The 17,148-nt window shown below is 73.5% G+C and carries 12 protein-coding genes; 8 read left to right on the top strand and 4 right to left on the bottom strand.

The features are described 5' to 3' along the window. Window positions 1–164: 164 nt before the first annotated feature. The 4 genes from ACGF0D_RS20100 to ACGF0D_RS20115 all read right to left on the bottom strand — a co-directional run bounded on the left by ACGF0D_RS20100 (window position 165) and on the right by ACGF0D_RS20115 (window position 5,770). Complete coding sequence (locus tag ACGF0D_RS20100) at window positions 165–2,594, bottom strand: DUF3488 and DUF4129 domain-containing transglutaminase family protein (RefSeq protein WP_392918070.1); 2,430 nt, start codon at window positions 2,592–2,594, stop codon at window positions 165–167. Beyond that, the gene (locus ACGF0D_RS20105; RefSeq protein WP_392918073.1) at window positions 2,591–3,913 is read right to left on the bottom strand and encodes a DUF58 domain-containing protein; all 1,323 of its coding nucleotides are present in this window, start codon (window positions 3,911–3,913) and stop codon (window positions 2,591–2,593) included. Before ACGF0D_RS20105 ends, ACGF0D_RS20100 begins: the two co-directional genes overlap by 4 nt. A gap of 1 nt (window position 3,914) precedes the next feature. After that, window positions 3,915–4,829 carry an AAA family ATPase gene (locus ACGF0D_RS20110; protein WP_392870063.1) on the bottom strand — a complete coding sequence of 305 codons (915 nt, stop codon included), beginning with the start codon at window positions 4,827–4,829 and terminating at the stop codon, window positions 3,915–3,917. Window positions 4,830–5,227: 398 nt separating this feature from the next. Then, window positions 5,228–5,770, bottom strand: coding sequence for a beta-class carbonic anhydrase (locus ACGF0D_RS20115; RefSeq protein WP_392869339.1), 543 nt, complete (start codon window positions 5,768–5,770; stop codon window positions 5,228–5,230). A 538-nt stretch (window positions 5,771–6,308) separates the two neighbouring features. Between ACGF0D_RS20115 and rsmH the strand changes: the two genes are divergently transcribed. The 8 genes from rsmH to ftsW all read left to right on the top strand — a co-directional run bounded on the left by rsmH (window position 6,309) and on the right by ftsW (window position 17,145). Next, window positions 6,309–7,283, top strand: coding sequence for a 16S rRNA (cytosine(1402)-N(4))-methyltransferase RsmH (gene rsmH, locus ACGF0D_RS20120; RefSeq protein ID WP_392869337.1), 975 nt, complete (start codon window positions 6,309–6,311; stop codon window positions 7,281–7,283). A gap of 157 nt (window positions 7,284–7,440) precedes the next feature. Then, on the top strand, window positions 7,441–7,962 hold the full coding sequence (locus ACGF0D_RS20125) for a hypothetical protein (RefSeq protein WP_392918076.1): 522 nt from the start codon (window positions 7,441–7,443) through the stop codon (window positions 7,960–7,962). After that, entirely contained in the window at window positions 7,959–10,178 is a 2,220-nt protein-coding gene (locus ACGF0D_RS20130; RefSeq protein WP_392918079.1) for a penicillin-binding transpeptidase domain-containing protein, read from the top strand. The genes ACGF0D_RS20125 and ACGF0D_RS20130 overlap by 4 nt, the downstream gene beginning before the upstream one ends. Window positions 10,179–10,272: 94 nt before the next feature. Beyond that, complete coding sequence (locus ACGF0D_RS20135; RefSeq protein WP_392918082.1) at window positions 10,273–11,838, top strand: UDP-N-acetylmuramoyl-L-alanyl-D-glutamate--2,6-diaminopimelate ligase; 1,566 nt, start codon at window positions 10,273–10,275, stop codon at window positions 11,836–11,838. Beyond that, a complete protein-coding gene (gene murF / locus ACGF0D_RS20140; protein WP_392869329.1) occupies window positions 11,835–13,238 on the top strand; it encodes a UDP-N-acetylmuramoyl-tripeptide--D-alanyl-D-alanine ligase in 1,404 nt (467 codons plus the stop codon). The genes ACGF0D_RS20135 and murF overlap by 4 nt, the downstream gene beginning before the upstream one ends. After that, a complete protein-coding gene (mraY, locus tag ACGF0D_RS20145; RefSeq protein ID WP_359827635.1) occupies window positions 13,238–14,299 on the top strand; it encodes a phospho-N-acetylmuramoyl-pentapeptide-transferase in 1,062 nt (353 codons plus the stop codon). Before murF ends, mraY begins: the two co-directional genes overlap by 1 nt. Beyond that, a complete protein-coding gene (gene murD / locus ACGF0D_RS20150; protein ID WP_392869327.1) occupies window positions 14,296–15,729 on the top strand; it encodes a UDP-N-acetylmuramoyl-L-alanine--D-glutamate ligase in 1,434 nt (477 codons plus the stop codon). The genes mraY and murD overlap by 4 nt, the downstream gene beginning before the upstream one ends. A 102-nt stretch (window positions 15,730–15,831) precedes the next feature. Further along, window positions 15,832–17,145: a putative lipid II flippase FtsW gene (gene ftsW, locus ACGF0D_RS20155; RefSeq protein WP_392869325.1), complete on the top strand. Its 1,314-nt coding sequence runs from the start codon at window positions 15,832–15,834 to the stop codon at window positions 17,143–17,145. Window positions 17,146–17,148 lie beyond the last annotated feature (3 nt).

Consider the following 17,148-nt stretch of genomic DNA (forward strand, 5'->3'; position numbering starts at 1 on the left):
GGTTTTATGCCGGGGGTGCCCCTGCGCGGGCCGGGCCGCGGTTTTGTGAAGACGGGGGGTTTGTGCGCCCCCGGGCTTTTCTTTTTCATGGGGGGGCGGGCAGTCGATCGACTGCCCGCCCCGGCTTCGTGTCCGGACCCTCGTACCGGGACCGGACGCCGGAGTCAGGACTCCGGAGCGGACCGCTTGCGCCGGGCGCGCACCCGCCGCGCCGGCGCGGAGAGCGTCTCGACCATCCGCTCGACCGCGGTGCCGACCGCCGTCCGGGCCGCCCGCACCGCGTCGGAGATCCGCCACCACAGCTGCGCCGAGGACGGCGGCAGCAGCAGCGCCCGGGTCCGCCCGGCCCGCCCGGCCGTCGCCAGCATCCCCCGCCGGACGGTGCGGACGTCGGCGGCCAGCGGCTCCGTGGCGGCCTGCCCGGGCGGGGCGTAGAGCACCCGCTCGGTGGCCAGTGCCAGCCGGCCGGTGGCCGCCGCCGAGTCCGCGTCCAGCTTCGCCTTCTCGGTGATCCGGCGTGCCGCCGAGCGCGGGGTGCGTGACTCGTCCGGGGGAATTCCGAGGTCCCAGGCGGAGTCGATCAGTTCGTCCCAGGCGGCCAGCACCTGGGCGTCGGTCAGCTCCGCCGGTCCGCCGCCGGGCCCGCGCCGCCCGCCGCCGCCCAGCCGGCGGCGGCGCAGGGCGGTGCGCCAGAGCATCGGGACGAGCATGAGGGCGATCAGCGCGAGCACCGCGGCCAGGGTGCCGAGCACCTGGCCGGAGAGCAGCCAGGACTCCTCGGCGGCCGTGGAGACGGCCTTGTCCTTGGTGCCGCACTCGCCCAGCTGGCGCTGCTTGGGGGTGCAGTCCGAGCTGGAGGTCGGCGCCGGGGCGGCCGACGCGGTTTGCGGGGCGGAGGTCGCCTGCTGGGTCGGCGCGGTGGTCGGGGCGCCGGACGTGTCGGTGTAGCGGGCCGGGACGCCGCGGCTCGGGGTCGGCTCGAAGCGCAGCCAGCCGTAGCCCGCGAAGTACAGCTCCGGCCAGGCGTGGTACATCCGGCCGGTCACCGAGTATTTGTCGCCGCCCTTGCTGTCGCCGGGGGTGAAGCCCACGGCCACCCGGGCCGGGATCTTGAGGACCCGGGCCATCGCCGCCATGGTGGAGGCGAAGTGCACGCAGAAGCCCCGGCGGTCCTGCAGGAAGACGGCGATCGCGTTGTTGCCGGTGCCGCCGTTGACCGAGGTGTCGTATGTGAAGTCCGGCCCGGTGAACCAGTTGACCAGTGCCGTCGCCCGGTCGTAGTCGTTCCGCGCGCCGGCCGTGACGGACTTGGCCTTCTCGGCGACCACCGGCGGCAGGTCGGCCGGGACGGCGGTGTAGTGCTCCCTGATGTCGGACGGCGCGGAGGCCGCGAGGCGCAGCTCGGTGGCGGTGGGCCGCAGGTCCAGGGCGCTGACGTGGTACTCCAGGCCGCGGATCGCCTTGTCGTTGGCCGGCAGGACGGTGCGGGTCAGCGGGTCGAGCTTCCAGTCGCCGCGGTTGGGGACCTGGACGGTGGCGGCCGGGTAGGGCATCGGCAGCCAGCTGCTGCCCCCCAGCTGCTCGCTGACCTTGAACTCGCCCTCGATCCGCGGGACCTGGGCGTTGCGCAGGCCCTCGGGGGTGGGCAGGGTCGCCGGGAGGTCGGTGACCGCGGTGCTGCCGAGCTTCCAGTTGGTGCCGTCGAACTGGTCGAGCGAGCCGGTCCGCAGGTAGATCTGGTCGGCCAGCGGGCTTTCCATGGTGTAGGTGAGCAGCTCCGCGTCGGTCGGCTTGGTGATCGCGGCCTCCAGGCTGACCAGCGGGTCGAGGCTGGTCGACAGGCTCCCGCCGGCGCGCTTGCCGTTCGATCCGCCGGAGCCGGAGTCCAGCAGTCCGGAGCTCCAGTTCGGCAGGACGACGGGCAGCAGCAGCGCCACCGCCAGGGCCAGCACGCCGACCTGGCGGCCGCCCGGGTTGACCTTGCCGGACTCCGCGGCGCCGCGCGCGCCGCCGTAGAACACCCGGCCCCAGCGGGAGACCCGGTCCTGGCCCTCGGCGAACAGCAGCAGCAGGTAGCCGGCCGCGGCGGCGGCGAACCAGACCCAGCTGCTGTGCTCCCCGGCCAGGCCGTTGCCGACCGAGTACAGCGCCAGCAGCGGCAGCCCGGCCAGCGCCGAGCGCCGGTAGGTCACCGCGACGGTGTCCACCGCGACGGCGATCAGACCGACCGCCGAGACCAGGATCAGCCGCAGTCCGGCGCTGGGCGGAGCCGGGATGGCGTACTGCTGTATGTCGTCCAGGCCGGCGCTGAAGACCTGGCCCAGCACCCGCAGGGTGGCCGGTCCTGGCAGCACCCCGCCGGCGCCGGCGAAGCCGAGCAGCATCAGCAGGAACAGCACCAGCAGCTGCCCGAGCGGCACCGTCCAGCGGTATAGCGGGGCGCGGCGCAGGCCCGCGCCGACCGCGGCGATCACGGCGACCACCAGGAAGGCGTGGGTGAGCCAGCCGCGGGTGGTGAGCAGCGGCATCATGCACAGCGCGGCGAGGGCGGTGGCCAGCGCCGAGTACGCGGTCAGTTTGGCCCGGGTGGTCACGCTCCGGCCTCTTCTCGGTAGGGGGCGGTCGTCCTGCTGCCGTCGGCGGCCCGCCACAGGTCCGGTACGGAGTCCCCGGCGCGCACCGGGAGGACCGTCCAGCCGGACTCCCGCAGCTGTCGGACCCTGGCCTCGAAGTCGTCGCCGCCGGTGTGTGGGGCGAGCATCCGCAGGCCGGCCCAGGTGCCGGTGTCCAGCAGGAAGGCGATCGCCCCGCCGGCCCGGCTGCGCAGCCGGCCCAGCCGGGTGGCCTGGGCCTCGTCCAGCTCGCCGAGGACGGCGACCAGCAGGCCCTCGCCGCCGGCCCGCAGCGGGTCCTCGGCGCGGGAGAGGGTGCCGCCGTCGGACAGGTCGGCGACCGCGAGGGCGTCCAGGACCAGCCCGGAGGCGTCGGCGGTGCTGTGGCTTCCGCCCGCGCCCGGCCCGGGCACGGACTGTCCGGTGTCGGTGAGCAGCCGGGTCTGGTAGCCGCGCTCCAGCAGGTGCACGGCGACGGAGGCGGCGCAGCCGATCGCCCACTCGAAGGAGGAGGCGGGGCCGCTGCCCCGGTGGGCGATCTCCCGGGTGTCCAGCACGACGGTGGCCCGGGCCTGCTGGGGCTGCTCCTCGCGGCGCACCATCAGCTCGCCGTACCGGGCGGTGGAGCGCCAGTGCACCCGGCGCAGGTCGTCGCCGGGCCGGTACTCGCGCAGGATCACGTCGTCGTCGCCGGCCAGCGCCAGGGTGCGGCTGTGGCTCTCGCCCTGGCCGATCCACTCGCCGCTGAGCCGTACCGACGGCAGGGCCTGGACCTGGGGGACGACGGTGAGGACGTCGGAGGCGGTGAAGGCGCGGGTCACCTCGCACATCCCGAACGGGTCGGACAGCCGCAGCTGCAGCGGCCCGAGCGGGTAGCGGCCGCGCAGGTCGGAGCGGACCCGGTAGGAGACCTCGCGGTGGCCGCGCGGCTCGACCCGGTCCAGCACGAAGCGCGGGCGCGGCCCGAGCACGTACGGGACCTTGTCCTCCAGCAGCAGCACGCCGGTGGGCACCCGGGAGACGTTGTCGACCCGCAGGTGGACCCGGGCCTCCTGGCCGGCGACCGCCCGGCGCGGGCTGAGCCGGCGTCCGCTGGCCACCCGGTAGCGGGTGTTGGCGACCACCACCACGGCGGCCAGCGGCAGCGCGGCGAGCAGCACGCCGACGCGCAGCAGGGCGTCCTGGTCGAGCAGGTACGCGCAGACCACCGCGGTGACCCCGGCGGCGAGGAAGGACCGCCCCCGGGTGGTGAGACCGCGGAACCCGGCCCGCAGTCCCGATGCCGAGTCGGACTGGGCCACCTCAGCCCCTCCGGACGGCCGGGCCGCCCTGCGGGCGCGGCAGCGGCAGCCGGGAGATCAGGTCGGCCACGATCTGCTCGGAGGTGCGGCGGCTGAGCTGGGTCTCGGCGGTCGGCATCAGACGGTGCGCCAGGACCGGGACGGCGAGGCGCTGGATGTCGTCCGGGGTGACGTAGTCGCGCCCGTCCAGCGCGGCGGCGGCGCGTGCGGCCCGGACCAGGTGCAGGGTGGCGCGGGGCGAGGCGCCCAGGCGCAGCTCGGGGCTGGTGCGGGTGGCGCCGACCAGGTCGACGGCGTAGCGGCGGACCGGGTCGGCGATGTGCACACCGCGGACCAGGTCGATCAGCTTGAGGATGTCGGAGGCGTGCGCGACCGGCTGGAGGTCCTCCAGCGGGCTGGCGCCGGCGTGCACGTCCAGCATCGCGAGCTCGGCCTCGGGGCTGGGGTAGCCGATCGAGATCCGGGCCATGAAGCGGTCGCGCTGGGCCTCCGGCAGCGGGTAGGTGCCCTCCATCTCGACCGGGTTCTGGGTGGCCACGACCATGAACGGCGAGGGCAGTTCGTAGCTGGTGCCGTCGATGGTGACCTGGCGCTCCTCCATGGACTCCAGCAGCGCGGACTGGGTCTTGGGCGAGGCGCGGTTGATCTCGTCGCCGACCACGACCTGGGCGAAGATCGCGCCCGGGCGGAACTCGAAGTCGTGCCGCTGCTGGTCGTAGATGTTGGTGCCGGTGACGTCCGACGGCAGCAGGTCGGGTGTGAACTGGATGCGGCGCACGGTGCAGTCGAGCGAGCGGGCGAGCGCCTTGGCCAGCATGGTCTTGCCGACGCCGGGCACGTCCTCCAGCAGCAGGTGGCCCTCGGCGAGCAGGACGGTCAGGGCGATCCGGACGGCCTCCGGCTTGCCCTCGATCACGCTCTCGACGTTGGCGCGGACGCGGTCGACGACCGCGGCGAGCTCGGGGAGCCCGACCTGCCGGTACCCGTTCGCCCTCTGCTTCTCGTCCCCCGCAGGACTGCCGAGACCGGCCTGGTCGTTGTAGCTCGTCACCCGTTTACGCTCCCTGGCACCCTGTGCCCGCCCCGTCCCGAGGCCGGACCCCACCCCATGCTTGACGCGGCCGTCCCGGGGGCGGTTCCGCACGAGGGATCCGGCGCCGGGAAGGCGGCCTGCGGCCTGGCCGCCCCAGGTGGTTCGGGGTCCGACCGGCAGGCGCATTCTCCCCCGCGGGATGGCCGGAAGTCACCATTCGGAGACGCCCGAATGCCCGAGCGCCCGGACGTCGTCGGCCGGGCCGGGTCGGGCGGAGCGGGTCAGTCGATCTCGCGCAGCAGGCCGGTGTGGACGTCGAAGACGAAGCCGCGGACGTCGTCGGTGTGGAGCAGGAAGGGAGAGGTGCGGACGCGCTGCATGGACTGGCGGACGTCGCCGTCCAGGTCGACGAAGGCCTCCACCGCCCACTGCGGGCGCTGGCCGACCTCCAGTTCCAGCTCGCGGCGGAAGTCCTCGGTGAGTCCGAGCAGGCCGCAGCCGGTGTGGTGGATCAGCGCGATCGAGCGGGTGCCGAGGGCGCGCTGGCTGATGGTCAGGGACCGGATGGTGTCGTCGGTGACGACGCCGCCGGCGTTGCGGATGACGTGGGCGTCGCCCAGTTCGAGGCCGAGCGCCGCGAACAGGTCGAGGCGGGCGTCCATGCAGGCGACCACGGCGATCTTCTGCACCGGACGGGCGTCCATGCCGCCGTCCTGGAAGGTCACCGCGTAGCCGCGGTTGGCCGTGACGAAGCGGTCGATGACGGTGGGTCTGGCAGGGGCGGCAGCGGCGTTCGGCGAGGGCCGGTCAGGTGTCACTGTCATGGTGGCGACGTTAGTGCGGATCGGGCCCGCGCGGTGGGGAGAGTGGCGACAGAACCTGACGCTGTGATCGAGCGCATAGCCACAACCGGAGGGTTTGTCCGGGCTGGTCCCACAGTGCCCGCACGCGGTGGCGGACAGGGGGCGCGCGCCCGCCGCCGAAGGCCCCCAGTCCGCACCGCCGTCGGGCCGCCCCGACGGCTGCGACCTGCGGTGATCCGTACCGCCGCCCGGGTGGTGCGCCGGAGCGGGCCATTGACTGGCAGGACCCGCACGATAGAGTTTGCGGCGCAGTGGAGCACACCCGCCGGGGCCCGTCAACGGGGTCCTCCCGGCCGGTGCGGCCCGGTCGACGCGGCCCGTGGCCTCCTCCCGCTCCGTGCCCACCTGGCGCACCTTCCCCGGCGCCGGGCGGTCACGATCTTCCCCTCGAGCGGGCGGGGACCACGGGCCGCTTCGTCGTGCCGGGGCGCGGTGGGCGAGAATGGTCGCAGCTCCCGGACGTCGGGCTGCTCCGCACCGAGGAAGGGCGCCACCGCGCATGACCACCAACGAACCGGGCCCCAAGCACGTTCCGGTGATGCTCCAGCGGTGCATGGACGCGCTGGCCCCGGCGATCTCCCGCCCCGGTGCCGTCGTGGTGGACGCCACCCTCGGCCTCGGCGGGCACAGCGAGGCGCTGCTCACCCAGTTCCCCGACGTGCGGCTGGTCGCGGTGGACCGCGACCCGGTGGCGCTGAAGCTGTCCGGCGAGCGGCTGGCCCCGTTCGGCGACCGGGCCACCCTGGTGCACGCCGTCTACGACGAGATCCCCGAGGTGCTGGAGCGCCTGGGCATCGACCGGGTGGACGGCGTCCTGTTCGACCTCGGCGTCTCCTCGATGCAGCTGGACGAGGCGGAGCGCGGCTTCGCGTACGCGCAGGACGCGCCGCTGGACATGCGGATGGACCAGACCCGGGGGATCAGCGCCGCGGAGGTGCTGAACACCTACAGCCACGGCGACCTGGCCCGGATCCTCAAGGTGTACGGCGAGGAGCGGTTCGCCGGGAGGATCGCCTCGGTGATCCTGCGGGAGCGGGAGAAGGAACCGTTCACCAACAGCGCGCGTCTGGTCGAGTTGGTGCGCAACGCCATCCCGGCGGCGACCCGCCGGACCGGCGGGAACCCGGCCAAGCGGACGTTCCAGGCGCTGCGGATCGAGGTCAACGGCGAGCTGGAGGTCCTGGACCGGGCCATCCCCGGCGCGCTGGACGCCCTCGCGGTCGGCGGCCGGATCGCCGTGATGTCCTACCAGTCGCTGGAGGACCGGCTGGTCAAGCAGTACTTCGCCGCCGGTGCGACCAGCACCGCCCCGCCGGGGCTGCCGTTCATCCCGGAGGAGCACCAGCCCTGGCTCAAGTTGATCACTCGCGGTGCCGAGCTGGCCACCGAGGAGGAGATCGAGGAGAACCGGCGCGCCGCGCCCGTACGGCTGCGGGTGGCGGAGAGGATCAGGGACCGAAGCAAGCGGGGCTGACGAACCGGCCCCAGCGGGGTCCGAAGGGCGGAGGAAAGCAGTGGGGCCGGTGGCCGGTGAGGTCCGGGCGGGGCGGGGTGGACTCCCCGGGCAGGGCAGGGCGCGGATCACGGTCCGGCCGGGCAGGCGTCCGGTACGGCGGCGTACGCCGTTCGCCGTGCTCATCGTGGTGCTGCTGGCGGCCGGGCTGCTCGGCCTGCTCGCGTTGAACACCGCGCTCAACGAGGGCTCCTTCGAGCTGTCCCGGCTGCAGAAGCAGACCACCGCGGCGACCGACGAGCAGCAGAGCCTCCAGCACGAGATCGACAAGAACTCGGCCCCGGACGCGCTGGCCAGGCGCGCCGCCGAGCTGGGCCTGGTCCCGGCCGGCGGGATGGCCTTCCTGGACGTCCCGAACGGCGGCAAGGTGGTCGGCACCCCCGGCGCGGCGCAGGACAGCCCGCCGGTCAAGCGCTCCACGGCCGAGCCGTGGCCGACCAGGGCCCAGTCCGGTGCGGCCCAGCCCGCCGCCGGGCCCTCGCCGGCCGCGCCGCAGCCGGGCGGGGCCCCGTCGCCGGCCGCCCCGCCGCCTGCGCCGCCCGCGCCGACCCCGGCGGCCTCCGCCGGTGACTCGGTGATCCAGCTCAACCCGGTCCAGCCCACCGCGGCCGCGAAGCCGAGCGGGGGTGCCGGCCGATGACTCCTCCACGTCAGCCCTCCGGTTCCGAATCCGGCAGCGGCAACGGCCGCCGTCCGGTGCCCCGGGGCAGCGCGCAGTCCGCCTCCGGCCGCAGCCAGCCCGCCAAGGGCCAGCCCGCCCGGGGTCAGTCGGCCAAGGCCCAGCCCGCGAAGCCGCAGCCCGCGAAGGCCCAGCCCGCCCGCAGCCAGTCGGCCAAGGCCCAGCCCGCCAAGTCGGGCTCCGTCGGCCGTACCCCGCGGGCGCCCCAGCAGCGCCGCCCCGAGGGCCGCCCGCCGGCCCGCAGCCAGGCGGCGGTGCGCCCCAAGGGCCGTCCGCCGCTGCGCCCCAAGGCGCTCAAGCTGGCCGAGCCGAAGCGCCGGCTGCGGGTGATCACCGTGGTGCTGTCGCTGGTGTTCTCCGTCTTCGCGGGCCGCCTGGTGCAGCTCCAGCTGGTGGACGCCGACGCGCTGGCCGCCGACGCCAACACCAACCGCTACCTGAACATCCCGATCACCGCCGAGCGTGGCTCGATAACGTCCTCCGACGGGGTCGCCCTGGCGGCCACCGTGGACGCGTACGACATCACCGCCGACCCGGCGATGTTCACCCCGGAGGCGACCGGCATCCCGGACGCGCCGGAGCAGGCGGCCGCGCTGCTGTCGCCGATCCTCGGCGTGCCCAAGGAGAAGATCGCCGCCGACCTGCACACCCCCAAGAGCCGCTACAAGCGCCTCGCGGCCCAGCAGACCCCGGCCGCCAAGAAGCAGATCAGCGACCTCAAGTCGGGCCTGGAGAAGCAGGCCGGATCGCGGGCCTGCCAGGCCCAGAAGAAGCTGCTCGGCAAGCCCGCCGACCAGGGCGGGCGCACCCGGGTGGACAACGAGTGCGCCAACCCGCTGGCCGGGGTGTTCAACCGGGAGACCCAGAAGCGGATCTACCCGGCGGACGGCCTGGCCGCCAACCTGGTCGGCTTCGTCAACGCCGAGGGCGAGGGCGCCGGCGGCCTGGAACTCCAGTACCAGAAGCTGCTGGCCGGCAAGGACGGCCACAGCAGCTACGCCCAGTCGGGCGGGCGGCTGGTGCCCACCGCCGGGGGCTCGATGGAGCCGGCCGTGTCGGGCAGCGACGTGAAGCTGACCGTCAACCGGGACATCCAGTGGGCCGCCCAGCGGGCGATCACCGACCAGGTGGCCAACTCCGGCGCGGAGAAGGGCTACGTGGTCGTCCAGGACGTGAAGACCGGCCAGGTCCTCGCGATGGCCTCCGCGCCCGGCTTCAACCCGAACGACCTGAGCCTGTCCAAGCAGGCCCAGCTGGGCAACCCCGCCCTGGGCGACGCGTACGAGCCGGGCAGCACCGCCAAGCTGATGAGCATGGCCGCCGTGCTGGACTCCGGCAAGGCCACCTGGGACACCAAGGTCACCGTGCCCAACCGGCTGGTCCGCGCCGGGCAGCAGTTCAAGGACGACGTCGACCACGACACCTGGTACCTGACCCTGGCCGGGGTGCTGGCCAAGTCCTCCAACATCGGCACCATCGAGGCGGTCGAGACCCTCGGCGACGGCGACCAGCTGAAGGCCAACCAGGCCCTCGACGGTTACATGCGCAAGTTCGGCGTGGCCGCGCCGACCGGCCTGGGCTTCCCCGGGGAGACCCCCGGGATGCTCAAGAAGCCGGAGGACCTGGTCGCATCGGAGAAGTACAACATCTCCTTCGGCCAGGGCCCGATGCAGATGAACGCGCTGCAGGCCACCTCGGTCTACTCGACCATCGCCAACGGCGGGGTGCGGGTCGCGCCCAGCATCGTCCAGGGCGTCACCGACCCGAACGGCACGTACAAGCCGAGCGCGCCGGGGGAGCAGACGAGGGTGGTCAGCCCGGAGACGGCCAAGACCCTCACCTCGATGCTGGAGTCGGTCGTCGACGACGAGCAGGGCACCGGCGGCAAGGCCGCCATCCCCGGCTACCGGGTCGCGGGCAAGACCGGAACCGCCAACCGGGGCGCCGCCAACGGCGTCGGCTACGACGGCTACACCGCCTCCTTCATCGGCTTCGCCCCCGCCGACGCACCCCGGTACACCGTCTCCTGCACCCTCCAGGGCCCGGTCAACGGCCACTTCGGCGGCCAGCTCTGCGGCCCGGTGTTCAAGCAGGTGATGGAGTTCACCCTGAAGACCATGCAGGTCCCGCCGAGCGGCAGCCAGGCGCCCAACCTCACCGTCGACTGGAAGCCGTGAGCGAGCGATGAGCAACGAACGGACGGGGCCGGAGCACGGCGCGGCGGAGGGCCGGTTTGGCCCTGGACACCCTTCGGCGGATAGCCTTCCCGCCGTGCCGAAACCCGATCAAACCACCGTGAGTCCGCCCCGCCCGACCGGGACCACCGCCCTTCCGCTCGCCGAGCTGGCCGCCGAACTGGGCCTTGCGCCCGTCGAGGGCGGCGCCGTCAGCGGCGTCACCCACGACTCCCGCGCGGTCCGGCCGGGCGACGTGTACGTGGCCTTCCCGGGCGCCAACCACCACGGCGCGGCCTTCGCCGCCAAGGCCGCCCAGGCCGGCGCGGTGGCGGTGCTCACCGACCCGGCCGGCGCCGAGATCGCGGCCGCCACCGGCCTGCCGCTGCTGGTCGTCGACCGGCCGCGGGCCGTCATGGGCGAGCTGGCCGCGATCGTCTACGGCCGCCCCTCCCGGCGGCTGCTGATGATCGGACTGACCGGCACCAACGGCAAGACCACCACCTCCTACCTGGTCGAGGGCGGTCTGCGCGGCGCCGGGCGCAGCCCGGGCGTCATCGGCACCGTCGAGATGCGGGTCGGCGAGGAGCGGATCAAGAGCGAGCGCACCACCCCCGAGGCCACCGACCTGCACGCGATCCTCGGCGTGATGGCCGAGCGCGGCGCCGACGCGGTGACCATGGAGGTCTCCAGCCACGCCCTGGTCTTCGGCCGCACCGACGGGGTGGCGTACGACGTCGCGCTGTTCAACAACCTGACCCCCGAGCACCTCGACTTCCACCCGGACATGGAGGACTACTTCCAGGCGAAGGCCCGGCTCTTCCAGCCCGGCAAGTCCCGCCACGGCGTGGTCAACCTGGACGACGAGTACGGCCGCCGGCTCGCCGCCGAGGCCAAGATCCCGGTGACCACCTTCTCGGCCACCGGCGTCGCCGAGGCCGACTGGCGGGCCGTGGACGTCCGGCTGGGGCCGGTCGGCTCCACCTTCCGGGTGCTGGGCCCGGACGGCGCCGAGGCCGAGGCCTCCGTCCCGCTGCCCGGCCCGTTCAACGTCGCCAACGCGCTCGCAGCGATCACCACGCTGGTCGCCGCCGGGCTGCCGCTGGACCGGGCCGTGGCCGGCGTCGCCGCCGTCCCCGGCGTCCCGGGCCGGCTGGAGCGGGTGGACGCCGGACAGCCGTTCGTCGCCGTCGTCGACTACGCGCACAAGCCGGACGCCCTCAAGGCCGTCCTCGCCTCGCTGCGCGAGGTCACCGAGGGCCGGCTGCACGTCGTGGTCGGCTGCGGCGGCGACCGCGACCCGCACAAGCGCGGCCCGATGGGCGCCATCGCCGCCCGTCTCGCCGACACCGCCCTGCTGACCAGCGACAACCCGCGTAGCGAGGACCCGCTGGCGATCCTCGCCAGCATGCTGACCGGCGCCGCCACGGTGCCCGAGGCCGAGCGCGGCGCCGTCCTGGTCGTCCCCGACCGGGCCGAGGCGATCGGGCTCGCCGTCGCCCGCGCCCAGGCGGGGGACACCGTGCTGGTGGCCGGCAAGGGCCACGAGCTCGGCCAGTACGTACGAGACGAGATCCGCCCCTTCGACGACCGGGAGGTGCTGCGCGAATCCATCGCGCGGACCACGGCCGCACGGGGCGACCGAGGAGTAGAGCAGCAGTGATCGCACTGACCCTCGCCGAGGTGGCCGCCGCCGTCGGAGGCACGCTGGACGGCGCCGACCCGGACGCCCTGGTCACCGGCCCGGTCGAGGTCGACTCGCGGAAGGTGGGCCCGGGCGGCCTGTTCGCGGCCTTCGTCGGCGAGCACGTGGACGGCCACGACTACGCGGCCAAGGCGGTCGAGGACGGCGCCGTCGCGGTGCTGGCCTCCCGCCCGGTCGGCGTGCCCGCCGTCCTGGTGGACAGTGTGGTGGAGGCGCTCGGCAGGCTGGCCCGCACCGTGGTCGCCCGTGCCGAGGGCACCGCCGTGGTCGCGCTGACCGGCTCGGCCGGCAAGACCAGCACCAAGGACCTGATCGCCCAGCTGCTCCAGCGCCGCGGCCAGACCGTCTTCCCGCCCGGCTCGCTCAACAACGAGATCGGCCACCCGATGACCGCGCTGCGGGTCGAGGCCGGCACCCGGCACCTGGTCATGGAGATGGGCGCCCGGCACAAGGGCGACATCGAGTACCTCACCTCGATCACCCCGCCCCGGATCGGCCTGGTCCTCAACGTCGGCACCGCCCACGTCGGCGAGTTCGGCTCCCAGGAGGCGATCGCCGAGGCGAAGGGCGAACTGGTCGAGTCGCTGCCCGCCGACGGCGCCGCGATCCTCAACGCGGACGACCGGCTGGTGCGCGCGATGGCCTCCCGTACCAGGGCGAAGGTGGTCCTGTTCGGGGAATCCCCGGACGCCCACGTACGGGCCACCGACGTTCGCCTGGACGCCACCGGGCGGCCATCGTTCACGCTCACCACCCCGGCCGGTTCCGCGCCCGTGCAGCTGCGCCTGTACGGTGAGCACCACGTCTCGAACGCCCTCGCCGCCGCCGCGGTGGCGGTGGAGCTCGGGATGTCCGTCGACGACACCGCGGCAGCCCTGGGCGAAGCGGGTGCGCTGTCCCGCTGGCGCATGGAGGTCGTCGACCGGGCCGATGGTGTCACCATCGTGAACGACGCCTACAACGCGAACCCCGACTCGATGCGGGCCGCGCTGCGGGCGCTCGTCTCGATGGGGGGCCGGGGCCCGGAGCGCCGCCGCACCTGGGCGGTGCTCGGCGAGATGCGGGAGCTCGGCGAGGAGAGCCTGGCCGAGCACGACGCCATCGGGCGGCTCGCCGTCCGGCTGGACGTCACCAAGCTGGTGGCGGTCGGCGGACGCGAGGCGGCCTGCATGGAACTCGGCGCGAGGAACGAAGGTTCGTGGGGTGAGGAGTCGGTGCTGGTGTCCGACGCGGACGCGGCGGTCGAGCTGCTGCGCAGTCAGCTTCGGCCGGGGGATGTGGTCCTGGTGAAGGCTTCCCGTTCGGTGGGGCTGGAGAAGGTGGCCGAGGCCCTCCTGGCGGACGGTGTGGCCGAATAATGAAGCAGATCCTTTTCTCCGGGATGATCGGTCTCATCCTGTCGCTGCTCGGCACCCCGGCCCTGATCAAGGTGCTCGCGAAGCACGGCTACGGCCAGTACATCCGTGACGACGGCCCCAAGGCGCACCACAGCAAGAAGGGCACGCCCACCATGGGCGGCATCGCCTTCATCCTGGCGACCCTGATCGCGTACTTCGCCACGAAGGCGATAACGGGCGAGAGCCCGACCGCCTCCGGGCTGCTGGTGCTCTTCCTGACCGCGGGCCTCGGCCTGGTCGGCTTCCTGGACGACTACATCAAGGTGGTCAAGCGCCGCTCGCTGGGCCTGCGGGCCAAGGCGAAGCTGGCCGGCCAGTCGATCGTCGGCCTCGGGTTCGCCGTGCTGGCGATGCAGTTCCCGGACGACCGCGGGCTCAACCCGGCGTCCCAGAGCCTGTCCTTCGTCCGGGACTTCAAGTGGGCGATCGGCCCCGTCCTGTTCGTCATCTTCGCGTACTTCATGATCGCCGCGATGTCGAACGGCGTGAACCTGACGGACGGTCTGGACGGCCTCGCCACCGGTGCCTCGGTGATGGTCTTCGGCGCCTACACCTTCATCGGCATCTGGGAGCACACCCAGAGCTGCGCCTACGCCATCACCGCGACCGCCAACTGCTACGACATCCGCGACCCGCTGGACCTCGCCGTCGTGGCCTCCGCCCTGATGGGCTCCTGCTTCGGCTTCCTGTGGTGGAACACCTCGCCCGCCAAGATCTTCATGGGTGACACCGGCTCGCTCGCCCTCGGCGGCGCCCTGGCCGGTCTGGCGATCTGCTCCCGCACCGAGCTGCTGCTCGCCCTGCTCGGCGGCCTCTACGTGATCATCACCCTCTCGGTGATCATCCAGGTCGGCTCCTTCCGGATGACCGGCAAGCGCGTCTTCAAGATGGCGCCACTGCAGCACCACTTCGAACTCAAGGGCTGGACCGAGGTCCTGATCGTCGTCCGGTTCTGGATCATCCAGGGCCTGTGCGTCGCGGTCGGCCTCGGCCTGTTCTACGCGGGATGGGTGACCGGATGACCAACCCCGACTTCCAGGGCCTGCCGGTCGTCGTGGCCGGGCTCGGCGTCTCGGGCATCAGTGCCGCGCGCGTCCTGCACGGCCTCGGCTCCCGGGTCACCGTGGTGGACGGCGGCAGCGGGCCCGGCCTGGCCGCCCGGGCCGCCGAGCTGGAGGCGCTGGGCGTCACCGTGCGGCTCGGCGACGGCGCGAGCCTGCCCGAGGGCACCGAGCTGATCGTCACCTCGCCCGGCTGGGCGCCGGACAGCCCGCTGTTCGCCGCCGCCGAGGCGGCCGGGGTGCCGGTCTGGGGCGACGTCGAGCTGGCCTGGCGGCTGCGCAAGCCGCTGCCCGGCACCGGCGAGCCCGCCCCCTGGCTGGCCGTCACCGGCACCAACGGCAAGACCACCACCGTCCAGATGCTCGCCTCGATCCTCACCGCCGCCGGCAAGCGCACCGCCGCGGTCGGCAACGTCGGGGTCTCGGTGCTGGACGCGGTGCTCGCCGAGGAGCCCTACGACGTGCTCGCCGTCGAGCTCTCCAGCTACCAGCTGCACTGGGCGCCCTCGCTGCGCCCGTACTCGGCGGCGGTGCTCAACCTGGCGCCCGACCACCTCGACTGGCACGGCTCGATGGAGGCGTACGCCGCCGACAAGGGCCGGATCTACGAGGGCAACGTGGTCGCCTGCGTGTACAACCTGGCCGACCCGGCCACCGAGGCGCTGGTCCGCGAGGCCGACGTCGAGGAGGGCTGCCGGGCGATCGGCTTCGGCCTCGGCGCGCCCGGCCCGTCGAACTTCGGCGTGGTGGACGGGCTGCTGGTGGACCGCGCCTTCGTCGAGGACCGGGCCAAGAACGCGGCCGAGCTGGGCGCCGTCGCCGACGTGCACCCGCCGGCGCCCCACAACATCGCCAACGCGCTCGCCGCGGCGGCGCTGGCCCGGGCGTACGGCGTCGAGCCGAAGGCCGTCCGGGAGGGCCTGCGGGCCTTCCGTCCGGACGCCCACCGGATCGCCGAGGTCGGTACGGTCCGCGAGGTCACGTACATCGACGACTCCAAGGCCACCAACACCCACGCGGCGGCCGCCTCGCTGGCCGCCTACCGGCCGATCGTCTGGATCGCCGGGGGCCTGGCCAAGGGCGCGACCTTCGACGACCTGGTGCAGGGCGCGGCCGAGCGGCTGCGCGCGGTGGTGCTGATCGGGCAGGACCGGGCGGTGATCCGCGAGGCACTGGAGCGACACGCTCCGGATGTGCCGGTGATCGAGGCGGCCGAGGGCCAGACTGGCGCGGTGGCGATGGCCGAGGTCGTTCGAACGGCCGCGTCGCTCGCCCGATCGGGTGACACGGTGCTGCTGGCACCGGCCTGCGCCTCGATGGACATGTTCACCAACTACGGCGAGCGCGGCGACCTCTTCGCGGCGGCCGTCCGGGAGCTGGCGGGCGAGTAGCGGGTCGGCGCGGAGCGTCGGACGGAAGAGAGTGAGCGGGGAGCGGTGGCGGGGCAGGGCAGAGCGGATTCCGGCGTCGTGAAGCGGGATGCCGCCGAGCCGATGAGAGTGATCTCCGCCACCACGACCAAGTACAAGTCGGCCGGTCCACTGGCCCGCGTCCAGGCCCTCCGGGCCCGGGTGCGGTACTGGCTGGACCGGCCGCTCACCCCGTACCTGCTGATCGTCGGCAGCACCCTGCTGCTGGTCGTGCTCGGCCTGATGATGGTCTTCTCGGCCTCGCAGATCCTCGCCCTGAACCAGCACCACACGGCGCAGTACTACTTCCTCAAGCAGCTGATCGCGGCCATCCTCGGCCTGGTCCTGCTGATCGGCTTCGCCTCCGTCCCGTTGGCGGTGCTGAGGGTGATCGTCTACCCGGTGATGATCGGGGTGATCGGCGCCCTCACCCTGGTCGCCATCCCCGGCATCGGGGTGCGGATCAACGGCAACCAGAACTGGCTGGACTTCGGCTTCTTCCAGTTCCAGCCCTCGGAGTTCGCCAAGCTCGCGCTGGTGCTCTGGGGCGCCGACCTGCTCGCCCGCAAGCAGAAGGCCGGCACCCTCACCTCCTGGAAGCACCTGCTGGTGCCGCTGGTGCCGGGAGCCCTGCTGCTGCTCGCGCTGATCATGTTCGGCGGCGACATGGGCACCTCGATGATCCTGGTGGCCATGGTGTTCGCGCTGCTCTGGATGGTCGGCGCGCCGTTGCGGCTGTTCGTGGCCACCCTCGGGGTGGCGGTGGTGGTCTGCACCGCCCTGGTGGTCACCGTGCCGCACCGGGCGGAGCGGCTGAGCTGCATCGGCGTCACCAAGATCGACCCGGAGGGCGCCTGCTTCCAGGCCCTGCACGGCGCCTTCGCGTTCGCCAACGGCGGCGGCTTCGGCACCGGCCTCGGCGCCGGCGTGGAGAAATGGGGCCAGCTGCCCGAGGCGCACACCGACTTCATCTTCGCCGCGACCGGCGAGGAACTCGGTCTGGTGGGGACGCTGTCGGTCCTCGGCCTCTTCGCGGCACTAGGCTACGCGGGTATCCGTGTGGCCATCGGCACGAAGGACCCCTTCGTCAGGTACGCCGCGGGAGCCGCCACCACCTGGATCATGGCGCAGGCCATGATCAACCTGGGGTCGGCACTGGGACTGCTGCCCATCGCGGGCGTCCCGCTCCCGCTGTTCTCCTACGGCGGTTCCGCCATGCTGTCGGCCATGTCCGCGATCGGAGTGCTGCTGTGCCTGGCGCGCAGTTCCTCCGGCGCGAAGGCGGCCCTGGCCGCCCGGACCAAGAACTCCCGGATCAGGAGACAACTGGCCCGGGTGCTGCCACGACGACGAACCACAGCGCGCCCGGCCCCGGGGCCGGCACGCAGGGAGCGGTGAATT

Origin of the sequence: Kitasatospora sp. NPDC048298, assembly GCF_043201465.1 — a bacterium.
Lineage (GTDB): Bacteria > Actinomycetota > Actinomycetes > Streptomycetales > Streptomycetaceae > Kitasatospora.

Excerpts from the sequence above, each read along its gene's own strand:
- ACGF0D_RS20115 (WP_392869339.1), bottom strand. The coding sequence starts at position 5,770 with ATGACAGTGACACCTGACCGGCCCTCGCCGAACGCCGCTGCCGCCCCT.
- rsmH (WP_392869337.1), top strand. The coding sequence starts at position 6,309 with ATGACCACCAACGAACCGGGCCCCAAGCACGTTCCGGTGATGCTCCAG.
- ACGF0D_RS20130 (WP_392918079.1), top strand. The coding sequence starts at position 7,959 with ATGACTCCTCCACGTCAGCCCTCCGGTTCCGAATCCGGCAGCGGCAAC.
- mraY (WP_359827635.1), top strand. The coding sequence starts at position 13,238 with ATGAAGCAGATCCTTTTCTCCGGGATGATCGGTCTCATCCTGTCGCTG.
- murD (WP_392869327.1), top strand. The coding sequence starts at position 14,296 with ATGACCAACCCCGACTTCCAGGGCCTGCCGGTCGTCGTGGCCGGGCTC.
- ftsW (WP_392869325.1), top strand. The coding sequence starts at position 15,832 with ATGAGAGTGATCTCCGCCACCACGACCAAGTACAAGTCGGCCGGTCCA.